The organism is Microbispora sp. ATCC PTA-5024 (assembly GCF_000511135.2).
Classification (GTDB): domain Bacteria; phylum Actinomycetota; class Actinomycetes; order Streptosporangiales; family Streptosporangiaceae; genus Microbispora; species Microbispora corallina.
Genome location: NZ_KI866523.1, coordinates 1,525,770 through 1,543,080 on the forward strand (window position 1 = coordinate 1,525,770; position 17,311 = coordinate 1,543,080).

General features: G+C 62.5%; 19 protein-coding genes and 1 pseudogene. 10 read left to right on the forward strand and 10 right to left on the reverse strand.

The genetic code is table 11. The annotated features are described in order from the left end of the window. Positions 1 to 380 (forward strand): hypothetical protein (locus MPTA5024_RS19630; RefSeq protein ID WP_232326538.1); only part of this gene is annotated, 380 nt, incomplete at its 5' end. Here MPTA5024_RS19630 and MPTA5024_RS19635 read toward each other — a convergent pair. The 5 genes from MPTA5024_RS19635 to MPTA5024_RS19655 form a co-directional block, all read right to left on the reverse strand. Continuing rightward, complete coding sequence (locus MPTA5024_RS19635; RefSeq protein ID WP_036325537.1) at positions 381 to 1,199, reverse strand: protein phosphatase 2C domain-containing protein; 819 nt, start codon at positions 1,197 to 1,199, stop codon at positions 381 to 383. Continuing rightward, a complete protein-coding gene (locus MPTA5024_RS19640) occupies positions 1,199 to 2,146 on the reverse strand; it encodes a sigma factor-like helix-turn-helix DNA-binding protein (RefSeq protein WP_232326539.1) in 948 nt (315 codons plus the stop codon). The genes MPTA5024_RS19635 and MPTA5024_RS19640 overlap by 1 nt, the downstream gene beginning before the upstream one ends. A 41-nt stretch (positions 2,147 to 2,187) precedes the next feature. Continuing rightward, positions 2,188 to 2,376: a hypothetical protein gene (locus MPTA5024_RS19645; protein ID WP_051458363.1), complete on the reverse strand. Its 189-nt coding sequence runs from the start codon at positions 2,374 to 2,376 to the stop codon at positions 2,188 to 2,190. An 83-nt stretch (positions 2,377 to 2,459) separates the two neighbouring features. Beyond that, positions 2,460 to 2,879, reverse strand: a complete 420-nt coding sequence (locus tag MPTA5024_RS19650; protein WP_051458364.1) for an ATP-binding protein — start codon at positions 2,877 to 2,879, stop codon at positions 2,460 to 2,462. A gap of 95 nt (positions 2,880 to 2,974) precedes the next feature. Then, entirely contained in the window at positions 2,975 to 3,817 is an 843-nt protein-coding gene (locus tag MPTA5024_RS19655) for a Scr1 family TA system antitoxin-like transcriptional regulator (protein WP_051458365.1), read from the reverse strand. A gap of 144 nt (positions 3,818 to 3,961) precedes the next feature. On the opposite strand from MPTA5024_RS19655, the gene MPTA5024_RS41045 reads away from it, so the two are divergent. The 4 genes from MPTA5024_RS41045 to MPTA5024_RS39815 all read left to right on the forward strand — a co-directional run bounded on the left by MPTA5024_RS41045 (position 3,962) and on the right by MPTA5024_RS39815 (position 8,559). After that, positions 3,962 to 4,480, forward strand: coding sequence for a hypothetical protein (locus MPTA5024_RS41045; protein WP_157099561.1), 519 nt, complete (start codon positions 3,962 to 3,964; stop codon positions 4,478 to 4,480). A 100-nt stretch (positions 4,481 to 4,580) separates the two neighbouring features. Next, the gene (locus MPTA5024_RS41050) at positions 4,581 to 6,896 is read left to right on the forward strand and encodes a hypothetical protein (protein ID WP_157099562.1); all 2,316 of its coding nucleotides are present in this window, start codon (positions 4,581 to 4,583) and stop codon (positions 6,894 to 6,896) included. Between the two features lie 163 nt (positions 6,897 to 7,059). Further along, positions 7,060 to 7,587 (forward strand): hypothetical protein, encoded by a 528-nt coding sequence (locus MPTA5024_RS41055; RefSeq protein WP_157099563.1) that lies wholly within the window; start codon positions 7,060 to 7,062, stop codon positions 7,585 to 7,587. Between the two features lie 291 nt (positions 7,588 to 7,878). Beyond that, on the forward strand, positions 7,879 to 8,559 hold the full coding sequence (locus MPTA5024_RS39815; protein ID WP_051458366.1) for a DUF4145 domain-containing protein: 681 nt from the start codon (positions 7,879 to 7,881) through the stop codon (positions 8,557 to 8,559). Between the two features lie 304 nt (positions 8,560 to 8,863). On the opposite strand, the gene MPTA5024_RS19665 is transcribed toward MPTA5024_RS39815, so the two are convergent. Both MPTA5024_RS19665 and MPTA5024_RS19670 read right to left on the reverse strand, forming a co-directional pair. After that, the gene (locus tag MPTA5024_RS19665; protein WP_036325539.1) at positions 8,864 to 9,286 is read right to left on the reverse strand and encodes a type II toxin-antitoxin system VapC family toxin; all 423 of its coding nucleotides are present in this window, start codon (positions 9,284 to 9,286) and stop codon (positions 8,864 to 8,866) included. Beyond that, positions 9,283 to 9,516: a hypothetical protein gene (locus tag MPTA5024_RS19670; RefSeq protein ID WP_036325540.1), complete on the reverse strand. Its 234-nt coding sequence runs from the start codon at positions 9,514 to 9,516 to the stop codon at positions 9,283 to 9,285. Before MPTA5024_RS19670 ends, MPTA5024_RS19665 begins: the two co-directional genes overlap by 4 nt. Positions 9,517 to 10,765: 1,249 nt before the next feature. Here MPTA5024_RS19670 and MPTA5024_RS41060 point away from each other — a divergent pair. Further along, positions 10,766 to 11,239, forward strand: coding sequence for a hypothetical protein (locus MPTA5024_RS41060; protein WP_157099564.1), 474 nt, complete (start codon positions 10,766 to 10,768; stop codon positions 11,237 to 11,239). Between the two features lie 232 nt (positions 11,240 to 11,471). On the opposite strand, the gene MPTA5024_RS39820 is transcribed toward MPTA5024_RS41060, so the two are convergent. Next, positions 11,472 to 12,137 carry a PaeR7I family type II restriction endonuclease gene (locus tag MPTA5024_RS39820; RefSeq protein ID WP_232326540.1) on the reverse strand — a complete coding sequence of 222 codons (666 nt, stop codon included), beginning with the start codon at positions 12,135 to 12,137 and terminating at the stop codon, positions 11,472 to 11,474. Between the two features lie 147 nt (positions 12,138 to 12,284). Between MPTA5024_RS39820 and MPTA5024_RS19685 the strand changes: the two genes are divergently transcribed. The 4 genes and pseudogenes from MPTA5024_RS19685 to MPTA5024_RS42365 all read left to right on the forward strand — a co-directional run bounded on the left by MPTA5024_RS19685 (position 12,285) and on the right by MPTA5024_RS42365 (position 14,441). After that, positions 12,285 to 13,022, forward strand: coding sequence for a replication initiator (locus tag MPTA5024_RS19685; RefSeq protein WP_232326541.1), 738 nt, complete (start codon positions 12,285 to 12,287; stop codon positions 13,020 to 13,022). Continuing rightward, positions 13,019 to 13,276: a helix-turn-helix domain-containing protein gene (locus tag MPTA5024_RS19690; protein ID WP_232326542.1), complete on the forward strand. Its 258-nt coding sequence runs from the start codon at positions 13,019 to 13,021 to the stop codon at positions 13,274 to 13,276. Before MPTA5024_RS19685 ends, MPTA5024_RS19690 begins: the two co-directional genes overlap by 4 nt. A gap of 80 nt (positions 13,277 to 13,356) precedes the next feature. Further along, positions 13,357 to 13,629: pseudogene (locus MPTA5024_RS44670) on the forward strand (site-specific integrase); the annotation flags it as partial. Between the two features lie 251 nt (positions 13,630 to 13,880). Next, the gene (locus MPTA5024_RS42365) at positions 13,881 to 14,441 is read left to right on the forward strand and encodes a tyrosine-type recombinase/integrase (RefSeq protein ID WP_269750616.1); all 561 of its coding nucleotides are present in this window, start codon (positions 13,881 to 13,883) and stop codon (positions 14,439 to 14,441) included. 247 nt (positions 14,442 to 14,688) lie between these two features. Here MPTA5024_RS42365 and MPTA5024_RS19700 read toward each other — a convergent pair whose 3' ends face one another. Both MPTA5024_RS19700 and MPTA5024_RS19705 read right to left on the reverse strand, forming a co-directional pair. After that, positions 14,689 to 15,306, reverse strand: a complete 618-nt coding sequence (locus MPTA5024_RS19700) for a DUF3592 domain-containing protein (RefSeq protein ID WP_036325547.1) — start codon at positions 15,304 to 15,306, stop codon at positions 14,689 to 14,691. A gap of 152 nt (positions 15,307 to 15,458) precedes the next feature. Continuing rightward, a complete protein-coding gene (locus MPTA5024_RS19705) occupies positions 15,459 to 16,901 on the reverse strand; it encodes a WD40 repeat domain-containing protein (protein ID WP_036325549.1) in 1,443 nt (480 codons plus the stop codon). Positions 16,902 to 17,311: the final 410 nt, after the last annotated feature.

Here is a 17,311-nt window from a genome sequence, read left to right on the forward strand (position 1 = left end):
TATCTCTCCGGGCGACGATGCCCCTGCTCGTCGGTGTCATCGTTGCTGCCGCACTCGCCATTCCGAACTGGGAGAACGCCTTTATAGACAACCTTTTCCTGCTACAGCGAGACCGCTTCGACGCTATCGGTGCCGCCTACCGGCGGGGGGAGCCTCTGCCGGTGCCGTGGTGGATGGGTCTTGTCTCGATCGACGGAAGCGTTCAGGTGCAGGAAGACGGGGTGTATCTCCCGGTGTACGAGGACTGGAGGGCGGAGACGGGCGCGGGGATCGCCTACGTGCCGTCTTCGCCCGATTTCGAGACTGTGTTCATGACGGCGGCGGGAGACGTTGGCAGGCCGGTCCGATCGTTCGGTAACGGCTGGTGGTGGGTCGAGTAGTCAGACGAGGCAGAAGACGGCGCTCGCGTCATCGTGGGCCTTGCTGCGTGGCCAGAGTTCCCCTTGGGGATCGGAGCGCTCGGCTTCGCGTATCTGATGGATGAGCTCATCCGGTCCGTCCTGCGCTAAGACGTCGAGGAGCTGTCGCCAGGTGATGAGCCTGTAGCGGTTGACGGCGTCGGCGGCTCCATCGGTTAGCACGGCCACGGCGTGTACCTGGTTGGCGGGGATGGTGCCGGTGAGGGCTTGGTCGGCGGCGAGGGGGTCGGTGGAAGCGACCCAGAATCCGCCGTCACGGTTGCGGTATTGGCCGAGGGTTTCGACGTACTCGCGGCGGGCTTCGGCGTGTTCGGGTGTGCCGCCGCGCAGGCTGTCGAGCCGTGCGCGGTGGGGTGCGGCGACCTGTTCTAGCCGGTCATCGCAGATCACCATCGGCTCGGCGGTGCCGGTGTCGAGGATGAGGGTGCTGTCGCCGAGGACGAGCCAGTCGAGGTGGCCGGCGGTCTGGCGGAGCATGATGACAGTGGCGGAGGGGGAGCCGCCGTGGGTCAGGTCGCAGGTGAAGTCGTGCAGTGAAGTGACGTGCTTGATGCCCTTGGCGAGGAGCTCGGGCAGGGGGCCAGCGCTTTGGGTCATCTCGGCGAGCAGGGTGGAACCGAGAGTGTGGGAGTACCACCGCACGCTGTGCGAGCAGGCCGAGGTGACACCTGGCGGGATGCTGGCGCCATCTAGCAGGACGACGGCGTCGGCGGTGGCACCGATGAAGTCTTCGTTGGGCCGGTCGGGGTAGGCGGGTTCGCTGGCGAAGGCGACGCGCATCAGGTGTCCTCGTGCCGGTAGAGCGGGCTGGACAGTTCCGCCCGCACTGGTTCCCCCGTTTGCGGGTCGTATTCGACGCCGACCACGCAGGAGAAGCGACGGTCGCCGACCTGACCCCACAACGTGGCGATCTCGCTGGCGAGCAGGTGGATGACGCCGAGGGAGCCGTTGGGGTGGATACCGGCGATGGCCAGGAACGACCCCTTGCCGTCCGGCCGGGGCAACCTGCCGAGGAAGGCCGAGTCAGTCGGCTGGTGCGGGTCGAACTGGGAGCCGGAGCGGTACTCCCGACCAGTGCGGGTGTCGACCAGCTTCCAGCCGGTGTCGTCTCGGTCCCAGCGGATGACCGGATCGGCGTCGTACGCCGCCCGCATCGCCTCGGACATGCGGGGGCCGCAAATGACGAGCAGCCCTGGGCGGTTGAGGTCGATCTCCCCATCGACGGTGACGTTGTCGGTCGCCACGGTCAGGCCGAAGGTCCGGGCGAGGTCTTCCAGGCGCTTGCCGGCGCGCATGTCGTCCAGGGCGACCATGGATCGGCCGGTCGCTGCGTCGTGCCGCAGCGGCGTCACCACGGTGACCGACCCGACGCCGAGGAATGCGCCCTCAGGCGCGGGGCCGGTGTGGCGGATCTGGTGGATACGCCCGCGGGACAGGCCGGCCTTCTCGGCGATCTGCGCATACGACATGCCTTGAGCGTGGAGTTCCTGGATGACGCGGCGGCGGAGCCGGGCCAGTTCGGTGACTTCTTGCTGGGCGGCGTTGAGTCGTTCGGTGGCGACCCGGAGCAGCAGGTAGGGATCGTCGATGGCGGCGATTTTGTCCAGGTCGTTCGGTGGCACGGTTCCTCCTCGGTGGTGCGTACCCGAGTCTAGGCCCCTAGACGAAATGCCGTCTATCCCTCTTGACAGTACGGTTTTGGCGGGTTTGCCGGTGGTTGGGTCCACGGCCCGGATCGCTGAGCGCCGGTTGGGGACACCACGCGGGCTCACCGTGCCATTCCCGTCAGCAGGGCCGCCCAGATCTCGCGTGCCTGGGCGAGGGGCCAGCGGTGGGTTTCGCGGATCTCGGGTGCGTCCTCGTTTTGGAGGGTGCGCCGGATGAACCCTTGGCCGCCCGCCTGGCACAGCTCATAGACCATAGCCAGGCAGTCGCAGGTCCAGGCGAGCACGCGCACCCGCGCTCCGTCCGTGGGCTTGAACCATTCCAGCTTCTTGCACGCGGGTTGCCGACGATCGGGGACGTGCGGGCTCCCGCAGCTCATGACCGGGACGTCGCCTGTGCGGCGGCTGCGATCGGGTCGACCTTGAGCAGCGCCCAGACCGTTCGGCCAGCCTGGCTGCCGTACACGCCCCAGTTGTCGGCTAGGGAGGCGACGAGCAGCAGGCCGCGGCCGCCCTCGTCGTCACTAGGCCGGACGAGACGGGGAAGGCCGGGGCCGCCCTCGTCGGTGACGCCGAGCCAGACCTGATCGGGTTCGGCCTGGATGCTGACGATGAACTTGCCGCCGAACCGGGCCGAGTCGGTGTGCCGGACGGCGTTGGTCGCCAGTTCGCTCACGATGAGCTCGGCAGACTCGACGACCGGCCACGCTCCGAGGGTTGCGGTGATGAAGCGTCTGGCTTCGGTGACCGAGGCGGGACGGCCGAGGAAGTGCCGGGATAGGTGCCATGGGGGCATGGGACACGCTCCGTCGTATAGGGGGCTAGACATGCCTTCGACTGAGCGTATGACCAACGCTAGAAGGTTCTCAAGGAATACGACGCATAAATGCGTCACTCATCGAGCTGCTTCGCCAGCTCCCGGAAGTCCGCCGCGATCTCGCCTAGCAGCGCCCTCAGCTCGTCCCCGTACACGGCCGCACTCGCGAACGCCTCGAACGCCTCTTCATGAGCGCCGATCTCGGCCGCCTCTGTCAGCGTGAGATCACCGGTCAGGCTCTCCACCACACTCACGGACCCGTCGTAGATGGCGAACCCGTGCAGGGGGAAGGCCGGAGCCTCCACCTTCCACGGCACGACGCCGAGCCGAACATGCGGCAGCGTCGACACCTGAGCCAACCGGTCGAGCTGAGCCAGCATCAACGACGGAGACCCCGGCCAGGTACGCACCGCACCCTCGGTCAGCACGAAGGCGAACCGCCGGCCCTCCTCAAACAGGACCGCTTGAGCATCAACCCGCACGGCCGCCGCCTTGGCCGCATCGTCCTCATCGACATCGCGGCCGATCGCCACCGCCAGCCGCGCATACTCCGCCGTCTGCAACAGAGCCGGGATCACCGCCGAGGAGAAGACCGCCATCCACTTCGACGAGCGCAATCGCGCAGCATTCGCCGCCTCTCGCCCGGCGAGCCCGCCCTTCAGCCGGGACACCTCCTCACGCAGCCGCACGAGCAGCGTGTCCAACTCGCGTCGCGCGTTCTGGTCGAGGTCGAGGGCTGCGGCCACTCGCTCAACCGTCTCCGGCGTCGGCAACAGCCGCCCCGTCTCCATCCGCGAGATCGTCGGCTGAGCCACCCCGGCCCGCTGCGCCATCTCCTTACCCGTCAGCCCCGCATTCTTGCGCAGCCGCCGCAGCAGCTCACCCAGCTCCCGCAACCGATCCCGCCGTTCCTCCACGCAATGGGTTCTACCACTTCCGAGCGCTCCGATCGTGACAGTGACCAAAACACGTATTACGGAGCTACCTAATAGTGCGTTGACCTAACCGCGAGCAGGGATCACAATGCGTGAAGAACATTTACGCGACGCGAAAGGGGAGTCGTGGACCCGCTGAGTTTCCCTGTGCTTGCCGGAGCGGCTCTGAACCAGGCTTTTGGCTTTCTGTTCGGACGGCTCGCCCATCTGCTCGACAATCGTGGCAACAAATCCTCCGAACCTGAACAAGTTGAGACCCCAGAAGTGGTCGAAGGAAATCTCGAACCTGTACAGACTGATGTGGAAGCCCTTGAAAAGTACATCAATGAGCTCGAGGCACTATCTGGCGCGCTAGGCGTCTATCAGCGAAACCCGGAGCGTATTCGATCAGAGGACCAAAATCTATTGTCCCGACTGGGTAGGCTTAGACAGTTGCTCGAGGTCATCTATAACCAACGCATTACGTTCCAGGGGGAGCTTCGCAGTTCAACCGGAGCTAGCGTTAGGCAGCATATGCAGACGGCCGCTGGCGAAGTGACAGGTGTTGACGGCAAGCGAGTACGTAGAGCCGATGTGGTTCAAGATATCAACCGCAGCGAGCAGGGCTCAAAGATCATAGGCATAAAGGGTGAGGACATCGGCTGATGTTAATTGCCGTCTGCTCCTGAATGAAACCTTGAGAATGCGGATTATGTACGTACCCAAGGTGATATGCCGCGAGCATAGATTGGTAGGCTGCTAGATGGTGGATGGCGCTGAGCAGGGGCAGTACTTCGGCGACGAGAGCCTTCAGGATGAGGGTTTCTCCCGTAGCGAAGGCAACCAAGAGATAGCGGAAGAAGGAAGTCTGGCCGAGTTGTCAGGTGCGGGCGAGGCTTCCCAGGAAGCTGGCGCCGGCTACGGTCTTTCTCCCGATATAGATCGGGAAATGGATGATGACGATGCTCTGCCCGATAACAATGTGATCGGCGTGCGCCAGCGCGTATGGAAAAATGAGGGAACCGTAATAGGTGTAGTTAAGCAATACCTCAGCCGTATGCTGGCCTATCGCGATCTCCCGCCGAGCTATATTGATATCTGTGAGAGGACATTCGTCGCGCCGGAGGGCCTCTATCCAGGTTCGCGAGAACCAGGGGAAAGCGCGGCAGAGAAGCTAGAACACCACCACGTCATCGCCTTGATAGCCGGTGAGGATATGGGTCGTCACTATGCGGCCGTCCATCTCCTACATAATGCTGGGGAAATAACCGTGAGAGAGGTGAGGCGCGAGCCTGGCGAAGTCATCAATCTAGAAAGCCTGCTTGGAACAGGTCGCTCCGGTTGGCTCCTGGATCTGCGTAATGATCGAGACCTGGGTCAATTTTTAGGGCGCACTCTAGCCGATTTTGAACCGCATCTAAAAAGGCAAGAGTCTTATCTAGTGGCTATCGTGCCGCCCGCATTATGGGAAAAAGGAGGTCACGGGGGCGAACATATAAAACACTACCTTGAGTTGCCGGCATCCGAAGAGATAATTCGTCTGAGGCTCGAACTTGCTGACCCTTATATAGATCCAAGGCCTTGGTTAGACATTCCTGCGGCAGAGCCAATCCGTCAAAGAGTACGTAATCTAACTCCAGACGATGCTGTGCAGTGGGCCGAGACTATTATTAGAGTTCAGTATGCTCCGCTCCCGCATGATCTTAACGAGGAGAAGGACGCCAACGAAACGATAGAATCATATGAGCAACGAGTAAGAATCCAGCTAGCAATAAAAGCGCGGGAGAACTGGCGCAAGCACTTGCTCGAGTGGCACATCGGGCACCCCTCGAGTAGGGAGAGGAACTTTCTCGTCGCGGCGGCTCTTCTGGAGCAAACGGCAGTAGGAGAAATTTTTAAGGCAGCGACCTCGCTTGCAGTGGCCTTGGGAGAACGTGTGCCGGAGGTGCAGGGGCAGCAGGGAGCTGGGATCATTGAGTTGTCGCATCAAATCGGCGCTGATCTCACCGGTGACGAGATCCTTCAATTCCTACGTCCAGACTATGCTGACGCTGTTCTCGACTACTTCTGGATCGATCGACAGCATCTACAGGATAAATTTGTAACCTGGATGTGCGGACTTCCGGTAGATTTGGGGGAGGTTGAGGCCGGTGTGGCAACGGAGAGGATCACCGGTTACGTAATCAAGTGGACAACTCGTCGCGGAAAACTTGATCTTCTCGTTAACCTGGTAGAGAAATGGGCGCCGCTAAACAAAGTTCGCGGGTCAACCTGTGAGCTGATCACTGCTATTGCTCTAGATGCGCATGTTGGCGGCCAGGCGCGCTCGCTTCTATTAGCATGGGCAAAGGGGGAGCGGGGAGCAACACCCGACATTCAAGTGCTTGTGGCTAACGTATGCGGAGGGCCTCTGTCGAGGTTCTACCCTAGACAGATGCTTACGCGACTCGTATATCTAGCGCAAACACCACATTCGGCTGTCGCGCAAGCAGTTGCCGATGCTTTACGCACTCTATGGCAGCAGCCCAAGATTCGGGAGCAGGTTCTTCAGCAGTTAGTTAAATGGTGCCTAGACGTAGATGTAGTTCGGAAGGCAGCGGGCGCTGAAGCATTCTTGGCTTTGGCAAGCTTGATAGAGGACGACGGAGTTCCCTCGCTACTGGCTTACGCATATCACTCTTACGATAAGCCCGGAGCGCCCTATCCAGTCGCACTAGACCGTGGCTGGCAAGCCAGTTTGGAGAGCTCCACTTCAGCCATTTCTAGTGTGCTCAATCAATGGCTCGATGCAGCAGTCGCTGCTCCAGTATTGCAACCACTTGTCGAGCAATCGCTCACTACGGCGGCTAGAGGCTACGACCCAAACCACCCTGATGAGCGACGAGTGGTCAAGCTAAGTTCTCTTCTATTTGGCTGGCAGCCAGCGAATCAGGATCCTGAGGTCGGAGAGCGTATCGCTTTGCGCGACAGGATTTTGGCACGCCTGTACACTTCCAACAGGCTACGCACAGCAGCGGCGCTGTATAAGCCCATGAATAACTCTGCATCCACTTATACTAATCCTCCCGATTCAAATGCTTAGGCGTCATTCACGCCGACATGTATTCGAAGCTCCGCTCAAGAGTAGGATCCCTGGACTATACTTTCAGGGTGTTTTCTCGTGCGTCTGGGCTCCTCGTGCGTTCGCCCGAGAACGCAATCTCGGCGATGCGGCATGCCACGTCGTTCATCAGGCGGCTGAACAAGTGGCGTCTAACTGCTCTATCATTTCTCTAGCAGTCGCTACGCATAAAATAAATACCAAGCTGGGCAAGTTGCAGGGATGTCCAGAACATGGGCTGAAGATTCTGTCTGCGCATGTCTCGCTGTACGTGGATGCAGATACTGCATCACGTGCCAATGAGTATGAACGCCGCACTTTTGACAAGGCTAGTCTGCAGTTGGAGCTAGAGCGCTTACAGCGGTTTCGCTCTACGATATTGACTGATCCAGGTAACGCAATGGCATACTGGATGCTGAAGTATCCAGAGCGGCTTGGCGAGGATGCTCTAGGTCAGTTGGAAGGGCTCCTCAATCGGGTCGCAAAGTACAACCCAACAGCAACCTGGGTCGAAGTAGGCCAAATCATTCAAGGGTTTTTGGATAAGGCTGATCCTGAAGCCTTGCGTGATCTCGCGTGGGTACTTCGTTGGAGCCTTCACCGATATGGGCAGCACCAGGATGCTCTCCGAATTGCCGATCTATTCAGGTTAGACATAGAGGTGAATGAATGAGGTTGGGGAACGCACGGACAGGAAATCTGTAGTAGCGAGAGCGCTCATGCTGCTGTTTAAGTAAACGGCAGATCCTGTGCGGCCACCACTAGCTTAGTTTCGCAGTGGTCCCCGCATTGCTGAATTACGCTCATAGGAATCAAGGGCGGCGCTCCGCGCCGCCTCGCGGCCCGTCGCCCGCTCGGCGGCCGGGCATGCGGCCTGGGGGCCGGTCCCGGCCGCCGGCGACTCGGGCCGTGTTGGTGCGCGGTGCCCTGTTCACGAGCGATCACCTCTCGCTACGGTGTCGTCGTGACATCGTCCTTCCAGTATGAGATTCGTTGCTGGGCGTGCGCGGAGGACCAAGCCGCCGAGGAGCGCGCGGAGTTCGTGACCGGTCAGTCTGGTGATACTGACGAGCGCAAGATCCGATTAGCCATCGCCACCTGCAACAACTGCTTCGCGCCCCTGGCCCTTTACCAGGAAGTCATTTGGGACGATTTTGCAGAGGAAGAGGTCGTACGGTCCACACGAGCAGATGTGATCTGGCCCTTCCCTGATCAGCGAGGGCAAGACCGCTCTCGCGCCATCCCTCACGAACTGCGTAGAGAGCACCAGGAAGCGCAGCTATGCTTCAACGCCAATGCATACACGGCCACCGTCGTCATGGTTCGACGGGCTCTGGAAGGGGTTTGCGCCGACCACAACATCAGGGCCAAGAACCTCGTAAGCGCGCTCGAGGAGATGGAACGCCAGGGGCTGATTGAAGGCCGACTGCTTGAGTGGGCCCAGGAGCTACGCGTTCTCGGGAATGAGGCGGCGCACTATACAGGCCGCCCAGTGGCTCGTCAGGACGCACAAGATGCTCTCGACCTGGCTGAAGCTCTCATGGATTACCTGTATGTCTTCACCGGGCGGTTCAACGAGTTCAAGAAACGCCGCGAAGAGGCTCGACAGGACGCCTCCGGCGGGGGCGCTTCGGCTCCGGGATGACGCCGAGCTGGGGAGCGCGGGCCGCAGGTGGCTGCTGTAGAGCCCGCGCATCCCTCCTGCCATCGACCCGGGCAAGCCCAGCAGACCAGCTCCTACGTCTCAAGCCCGTCTGTGCCCCTTGGCGTCCAATGGCCGAGGAACGGCGACCGGCTGACGTACACGCGAAGACGGGCTTGCGCCTCCGTCGCTGGCCTGCTGCTGCTCCGCAGCGGGTCGACGGCATACGGGATACGCGGACGGAGGAGGAGTGTGCGAGGCCGCACGAGCCCAGGCGGCTTGATCGTGCGCCGCAGCGACGGAAGACCTACCCGGGAAGCAGGGTGAATGCGGGCACGTGCACGGGGCGGACCGCGGCGAAGTGGCGCACGTCGAGCGTGAACACCTCAGTGACCTTCAGACGCTCGGCCACCGCGACGACTGAGGCGTCTACGGCGCCGAGGGGGAAGTCCGCGTAGCGTTCGACCAGCGCGGCGACTCTGGAGAGGTCAGGCTTGGTCAGCTCGACGAGCGTGAACACGTCCGACTCGAGAGCGTGGAGGAATGCGGCCTCCGGTGCGGCGCCGCCGAACCTGGAGATCATGTAGCAGACTTCGGCCGCGACGAAGCTGGGGATGAGGAGTTCTCGGCGCGCATCGTGGAGGCGCTTGAACTCGCCTACACAGCGCTCATGATCGGCATCGTCGGAGATCGTGGCGGCCACGAGCGGGCCGGTATCGACGACGATCACTCGCCGTGTCCGAAGCCCTCGGCAAGGATCTCCTCGGTACGGGCGGCGACATCCGAGCGGCCGGCACGGACGGAGCCGAAGAAGGCCGGCGGCCAGGAGTCGCTCTCGGCGTTTTCGGAGGAGTGAACCAGTCGCAGCGTGTGTGCGCGGATCTCCCGGAGCTGGTCTCCGCTGAGCTGGTCGACCAGCCGATGCATGTCCTCGTACTCTTCAGGGGCGGCAGCCGTCATGGCTCTGAGTCTACGTGCTGGAACTGATCGTTTCCGAGCCGTGCAATATGCGTGCAATGATCTTGCGGACCAAGGCCGAGCAAGCCCGCTCCGGCGCAGGTCAAGAGCATCGGAAGACCTGGAATGGTCACGCGCTGTAAAACCGTCGGCTCAGCCTACGCAAGTTCGAACCTTGCACCTGCCACCATCAGGGAAAAGAGCTCCTGACCAGCAGAGATGCCGGTCGGGAGCTTCTTCATTTGTTGATCCGTGAGGACCCCTGATTTTCCCCTGTTCCCCGTGGGATGTGGCACGGGTGTGGCACGCGATCAAGCTCAATTTCAAGCGCGGACGCGCACGCCTTCCCCCTCCTGATCTTCCCGTCCGCCTCGACCCACCGCGAAGCGGCAGCGGGCCGGCGACGGAGGGGCAAGCCCTTCTTCGCGTGTACGTCGACCGGCCGCCGTTCCTCGGTCATGGGATGCCAACGGTTACAGACGGGCTTGAGCCGTAGGAGCTGGTCTGCTGGGCTTGCCTGGGTCGGGGCGGACGGGACGACCAGGCTTCCACCTCAGCCACCTACGGACATGGCTCATGGGCGGGCGATCATCCCGGAGCCGAGGCCCCCGCCGGAGGCTCTTGTCCTTCGAACTCACTGGGGATCACAATCACCTGTGATCAGAATCGGCTTGGTTGTGTGGGGCATTCAGCAACTCATGCTTGTCGTCGGGCTCTTCTTGCTATGGAGCGTGAAGGACGGAACGGGAATCGTGGAACTCCCCAATTCGACGCTTCAGGCAGCTTCCACGGTGTTGGGAGGGGGGCTTGTCCTCGGTTTCCTCGGTCAGGTGTTCCTGAGCCGCGCCTTGTTGCGCGGGCGGGGAGTTGAGCAGCCAGCGCCGACCCGAGAAACGCCATAGGTTCGCAGTACGAGTTCGGCGCAGGCCTGTGGTCGAAGCTGCCTTGAGGGTTAGTGCGGGCTGTGCAGGTGGACGGCCCGAGCGGGCGCAGGGCCGCGAGGCGGCGCGGAGCGCCGCCCTTGACTCCTAAGAGCGTAATTCGGCAACATGCGATGTTGCAGCGATGTTGCACAGCCTCCCTATGGACATGCGACTGTCCCGCGCGCATGATTGTGCACGTGGGGCTCTGGCGAATTTTGCAGTCGCGCTTTAACCGGAGAGCAGCGCCTAATGTAGACCCGGAATCTCCATGGACCTATGAAGCAAGTCAGGCGTTTTTAGAGCAGGCGCGGTGGCTGGTTGAATGGTACGTGCGACGCACCGAGGTTTTTGAGCGGAGATCCAGCCAACTCCTCACTTTTTGTGGCGTTGTTATTGTCCTTCTTCCCACCACCTTGGATCCAATCTCCAAAATCAACACGGTTCCGTTGAGGAACGTTAGTTACGGATGCGCGCTAAGCGCCGCATTATTCTTTGTTGCCGCCGCCGGATGTGCACTGAATGCTTTGAGGAGGCGCTGGGTTCGTGAGGTTAGTGTGGCGGCGGTTCGAGATAAATGGGACGAGTATTTGAAGGAAGGGGCAGGCGCCCCGGGGCATATAGTGGCTTACTTTACCGAGATGCTACTAATGAGAAGGCATCCAGAAGAGTCTCCTATTGGGACTCTAAGCATGGATGCCAAGAAAGTGGCCAAAGGTCTACTCTGGTCGATGCGCCTCATTTTTCCTGGACTCATCTTCTTAGTAGCAATACTTACCTTACTGATAGTAGGGAGGTTGATGTGAGCAAGTCCCCTGACCAGTCCACCCCCGAGCCAAAACCACCAGATCCAAACCCGCCAGTCGGTCCCAAGGGCGACCCTCCTCGCGAGCCCCTTCCGCCAAGGCAACCGCCTCCCAGATACTGAACCGCCGGGAGCGGCATGTGAGCCCGCTGGACATTTTCGGCGGGCTTACAATTGCAATAGAATCGTTCAGTCACTTCAACTAGAGACAGAATCTGGTTTGAGCGTGGTGCTTAGTTGATGGCTTTCCGTACCGCGTCTACGTAAGCCACGCGCCCTCTGATTTGCGCGGTGAACGCCTCGGCGGTCGCGGTAGCGAGAGGTTCGTTGTAGACGATGCCCTCTTCGGTTCGCTTTGTGGCGATGAACCATCCTGCTTGGTAGATGCCATCTCCGATGAAGCGTCTAACCATCTCCTGATATCGCTGATTGTAGGACATGCCCTTGAACGCCGGGTCTGTCGGAAATAGTGCGTCGACGGAGCGGTTCTCTTGCTCGGTTTCGGTTGTTTCCTGGAGGACGAACACGTACCCTAGCCACGGCGGGACCTGCCCGTATGCTTCGTTCTTGGTCTGTGCTGCGTGTGTGTCTGTTGCCGCCGTTCCTAGAGCTTCCTCGAAGCGGTTGTTGATATTCTTTCCGACGCTGCCCACCTGTGACTTGAATTCGATAGCCGCCACCAAGATTCCGTCGCAAACGACGACTAAATCCCACTGCTTGCGAACTCTGTAGTAGCCAGGCAAGTACGGTTGTCGCTCAATGACGCATTCTTCGGAAATGCCCGCGTTTATAAATTCCTTAGCGACCAATTTCGTGATGTAGCTCACGTGCGTGTTGGCGCGGGCGGCTCCGCCTGCTAGTCCCTGGTCCTCAAGCGCGGCTGCCTGCGCACCTCGCATGGTCCAGAACGCTTCGAGACCGCTCGTTCCTTCAGCTCTGGCGGATACCGACGCTGGGAGGGGTGCGAGGAACCAGATCGACCTGACATGAGCTCCATCCTTTCCAACCGATGGAGCCTCCATCAATCCCGGCGCGGTTCAAATGACGTGCGCTTTGGGGGTGACCACCTGCCGGTCTGGGCGGACGGGGCCGGCTACCTCGACCCCGACACCGGGGAAGTCCTGCCGACCTGGGATCAGGCCCTCGACCAGCTCGACCAGGACGACCAGGACGACGAGGCGGAACCCTTGCACGTGCTCCGCTTCGGCGACCAGATGGACATTCAGAGCGTGCTCGCCGGGACGCCGGACGCCGACCAGCTGATCCAGTACCTGTCGAAGTACCTAACCAAGTCCCTCGGCGACGCCCTGGGCGCTGACGACCCACGCCGGAAGGCCCACGCCGAACGGCTGCTCGACGCGCTGCGGTTCGAGCCGTGCGCGCCGACCTGCCCGAACTGGCTGCGGTACGGGGTGCAGCCCAAGGGCGCCAAGGCGGGGATGGCTCCGGGCCGTTGCAAGGGCAAGGCCCACAAGCCCGACCACATCGGCTACGCGGGCCGCCGCGTGCTCGTCTCGCGGAAGTGGTCGAACAAGACCCTCACCGAGCACAAGCAGGACCGCCGAACCTGGGTTCTCGAAGCGCTCGGCGTCGAAGACGAGCCGGTCGGCCCCCACCGCTACATCTGGCGGCCGGTCAAGCCGGGTGATCCCGAGCTGGCTCCGATCGGCGTACGGCTGCTCCGCTCGGTCCATGAACGCCAGCGCTGGCGCAACCACATGAACCAGCTCCAGGCGCTCGGAGACGGCCTAGATTTTTCGGCAACTGAAGGGAGGGCAGCGTGACCAGGAAGGCCGGGCAGGAGGTCGCGTCCCTTCAGGAGCTCCTGAAGGGACGGTTGCTCACGGTGAAGGAGGCGGCGGAACGTCTGAACACCTCCGAGCGCTTCCCTCGACGGCTGATCGAGGAACGGCGTATCACCTTCGTCCACGTCGGCCGGAACGTGCGTATCCCGGAAGCGGCGCTTGACGCCTTCATCGCGGCCGGAATCGTGCCAGCTATCACGCTCGACGGCTACGAGGGCGGGAGGGCGGCATGATGGCCAAGCGGGCTTTCGGCAATACGCGAGAGCTGCCCTCCGGACGGTGGCAGGCGCGGTATCGGGGACCGGATGGGTGCATGCGCTCGGCTCCCCAGACGTTCGGGAAGAAGCGGGACGCCGAACGCTGGCTCACGCTCAAGGAGGCCGAGATAGCGCGGGGGGAGTGGATCAACCCCGACGAGGCGAAGATCACTGTAAAGGAGTGGGGGGAGCGCTGGCTCTCGTCGGTGAGCCCGTCACTCAAGCCCAAGACGCGTGCCTCGTACGCCTCTCTCCTCCGGACGCTCATCGAACCTCGCTTCGGTAAGAACGAGGTAGGCCAGGTGCGCCCCATCATGATCAATGAGTGGGTTGCGAGCCTCACCAAGAGGGGGTTGAGCCCTTCCCGCGTTCGGCAGGCATACCGCCTGATGTCTCAGATCATGATGGCGGCGGTGAACAACGACCTGATCAAGGCGACGCCTTGTCGTGGTGTGCGGCTGCCCAGGATGCCCGAGACCGAACCGCACATCCTGACCAGTGCAGAGGTCGAGCGGCTGATCTCGGCGATGCGTAAGCCTCACGGCCTGATCGTGCAGCTTCTTGCGTACGGGGCCTGCGGATCGGTGAGGCGTTCGCGTTGCGGCGTCGGCATGTCGAGCTGGAGCAGGGGCGACTTATCGTCGCGGAATCGCTGGCGGAGATCGCGGGCAAGCACGTCTTCGACACGCCCAAGTCGCACCAACGGCGGGAGATCACGCTTCCCGGCTTCGTCATCTCGGCGCTTCGGTCCCACCTCGGCCGGCTACCCCAAGACTCGGACGCGCTGCTCTTCACGGGCCGGACCGGTAAGGCCCTGCACTACAACGCATGGCGGCGGTGGCACTTCGACTCGGCCGTCGACGCAGCAGGTCTGAAGGACGTCACGCCTCATGATCTCCGAGCTACGCACGCCACCTGGGTAGCTGACCGGCACAGCGTGATGGTGGCTGCTCGTCGGCTCGGCCACTCCAACGCGAGCGTCACCACTCGCCATTACGCGCGAGCCGTGGAAGGGCGGGACCGAGAGATCGCGGACGGGTTCGATGCCGAGCGTGGCACAAGGGACGGTTCAGAGGACCGTGTGGCACGTATGTGGCACGAAGAGGACGACAAGGAGCCTACGGCGCTGTCGCCGCTCTGATCAGCGGACACGCGGATCGAGGCGAGCAGACAGCACGGCAGCTGTAAAACCGTCGGCTCAGCCCACCCAGGTTCGAACCCTGGACCTGCCACCAGCAGGAAAAAGAGCCCCTGACCAGCAGGAATGTCGGTCGGGGGCTTCTTCGTCTCTTGATCTCCAGCGCCTCTGATTTCCCGTGTCTGCCCCTGGCTCATGGCACGCTCGGGGCGCGGGATCCGGGGTGCTCCTGCGCGGACGCGCACATCCATCACGTTGTCCCTGTGTGGGCGTCACCTTCACGAGCGTCGGCACCGTCCTGTGGCGTGGTTGCGCGTCCAAATGACCTGCGCCAGATCCAGGCCACCAGTTGATACGCGGCCCAGATGACGAATGGGCTCAGCAGCCCCCACACGTCGACCTCAGCCGTCATCTCCAGGCCCCCGGCGATGTCGGCGACGGAAACGCCGGCGAAGCCAAGCCCGATCAGGCCCATCAGACCCGCGACAAACAGCTCCTGGCCGCTACCGGGATCAGGGGCGGTCGCGACCCTCTCCGCGTGGCGCGGGTCGTAGGTCACTCGTATCTGTGCGTCCTTCTCCGGTGCGGATTCGACCGCGAGGGGGGCTCGCACAGCGCTTTCCACCTCGGCGCCATCGCCTGTGAGGAAGTGGACGATCGGGTAGACGGTGCGCCGACTGAGTGGCCAACGCCAGGATCCGCCTCGCGGTCCGGAGCGGTATCCGACAACGGTCGCCGTGGTGGCGACGCCGGCGCGCCGGAAGCTTAGCTCCTTGAAAATGCTCCATGCGCCATATGCGCCCACCCCCAGGCCGAACACCCCGAAGCAGACGGTGAACACCTCTTTCGCCACGCCATGCAGTTCCATGGATATCCCATCGGATGGGGGAGCGGCTTCATCCCTCGGCAGCGCCCGTCGCTCAGATGAGGTTCCCCTGGGAATCGGCAGACCATGGTGGCCGCAGCCCCGGCCTGGTGGACATCTGCCCGTACAGAGACGCAGGCCTTCTGGCCGTCTGCTTAGCCGCCGAGATCCCACATCCAGACCTTTTCGGCCTTTCCGCCGGCAAGCACGACGGTATGCCCGTTCACGTAGCCGAGCGCCGTGACGACGGACCGGTTGTGAGCCTTGAGCGGAGTGCCGATCTGCCGTCCGTCGAGCAGGTTCCACACGCGGATGTCGCCGCCCAGAGCGGTGGTCACCGCGATCGGGATGTCGCCGAGTCGTCCGCACAGGATTCGGGTGACGCGTGCGCTGTGCCCTCGAAGGGGCGGCGTCAGCCTGCGGCCCGTTCGCAGGTCCCAGAGATAGACCTTGGCGCCGCGTTGGGTGACGACCGCGGTCGTACAGCGTACGTGAGCCACGGCGATCGGGGATTCACTGGAACTGACCCCGCTCACCTCGCCAAGGAGGCGGCCGCTCTGGAAATCCAGAACTCGGGTCATTCCCCTCAAGCTGACGAGGAGGACCAGTCTCTCGTCGATGTCGGCCAGTGTCGTCAGCCCCAGCGGAGTAGTTTCACCGATCTTCACAGGAGCTCCGATTCTCGCCCTCGTAATCGGGTCCTTGATCCATGCTCTGGTTCCGTCCCTGCCGAACAGCACAGTGTGATCACCGGCCTGGGCGACCAGGGCCATCTTTTCGTCCTGGATGCGAAGACGCTCTGTCAGACTGGAGGCGACGAGATCCCGAAACGGTCCGCCCCCCGTTCGGTTCACGACGACGGTACGGTCACGCAGACGATCGGCTGGGACGTCTTCGAGGGAGCGGTAGGTGTCGGGCGGTGGGGCGGCGATCCTCCGCCCCGTGGCGAGATCCCACTGGATCACCCGGTCGTCCCAGCCCTGGGTGATCGCCACAGGCCGGCCGTACGACTCGCTGACCGCGATCGCCTGAATCGAGTCGGTGTGACCGGGCGGAACGGTCGCGGCAAGCTGCCTGGCGGTGTCGAGGCCCCAAAGCCGGACGGTGTTGTCACCGCCTCCGGTCACCGCGATCGGCCGACCGGCCAACTCTCCCACGGCCAGTGAGACCTCGGTGAAGGCCGGTCTGGAATTCTCATAGAGCTCGCCGCCCAATGCGCTGGGCGCCGGTGGATTGCCGGGCAGGAACCCGATCTGCTTGCGCGAGACAGGGTCCCATATGGAGATGCTTCCCAGGCGCCGGTTGACGGTCAGAAGGACAGTCTTTCCTTTCACTCTCACCTTGCGCACGGTGGTGAAATCACCGTCGATCCCCGCGAGCTCCCTGCCGGTGGCCAGGTCCACGAAACGGAGAGGATCCGGCCCCGGCTCGTTCTCGTCGCCGCCGTTGTCGTTGACCACAGCGGTGAGCCTGCCGTTCAGAGTGACGAGCTGGAGCGCCCGAACTCCGTTGTCCTCGCCCAAGAGGATCCGCGGCCCGATTCTCCGCCCGGACGCGGTGTCGACCACCTGAAGCTCGTCGCCGGCGGTGACCTCCACCGTTCGACCCTTCAGGCGGCCGACAGCGGGGCCTCTGCCGTCTCCGCCGGTCACCGTCAGCGGTTGCCCCGCGAACCGTGGCATGGTGATCACATTCTGCGAACGACCCACTTTGACGATCAGTGTGAGCGGGTGTCCCGGAGGCGATCCTCTGACGATCGCCGTGACCGATTGACCGACCTTGACCGGCTCCCCGATTGGGGCGAGGGTCGGTAGGTCCCAGACGCGTACAGTTCCGTCTTCTCCCGCGCTGACGGCGACGGGACGCGGTCCCAGTAGCCCGATGGCCACCCCAGTCACGTTTGTCTGTCCGTCACCCCCGAGCGTCGTCGGAGGCCCGAACGCGCTGGGCACAGGCGTTTTGGACGTCTGAACGCACGGTCTCGACGCGTACGGCCATCTCGGCGGCG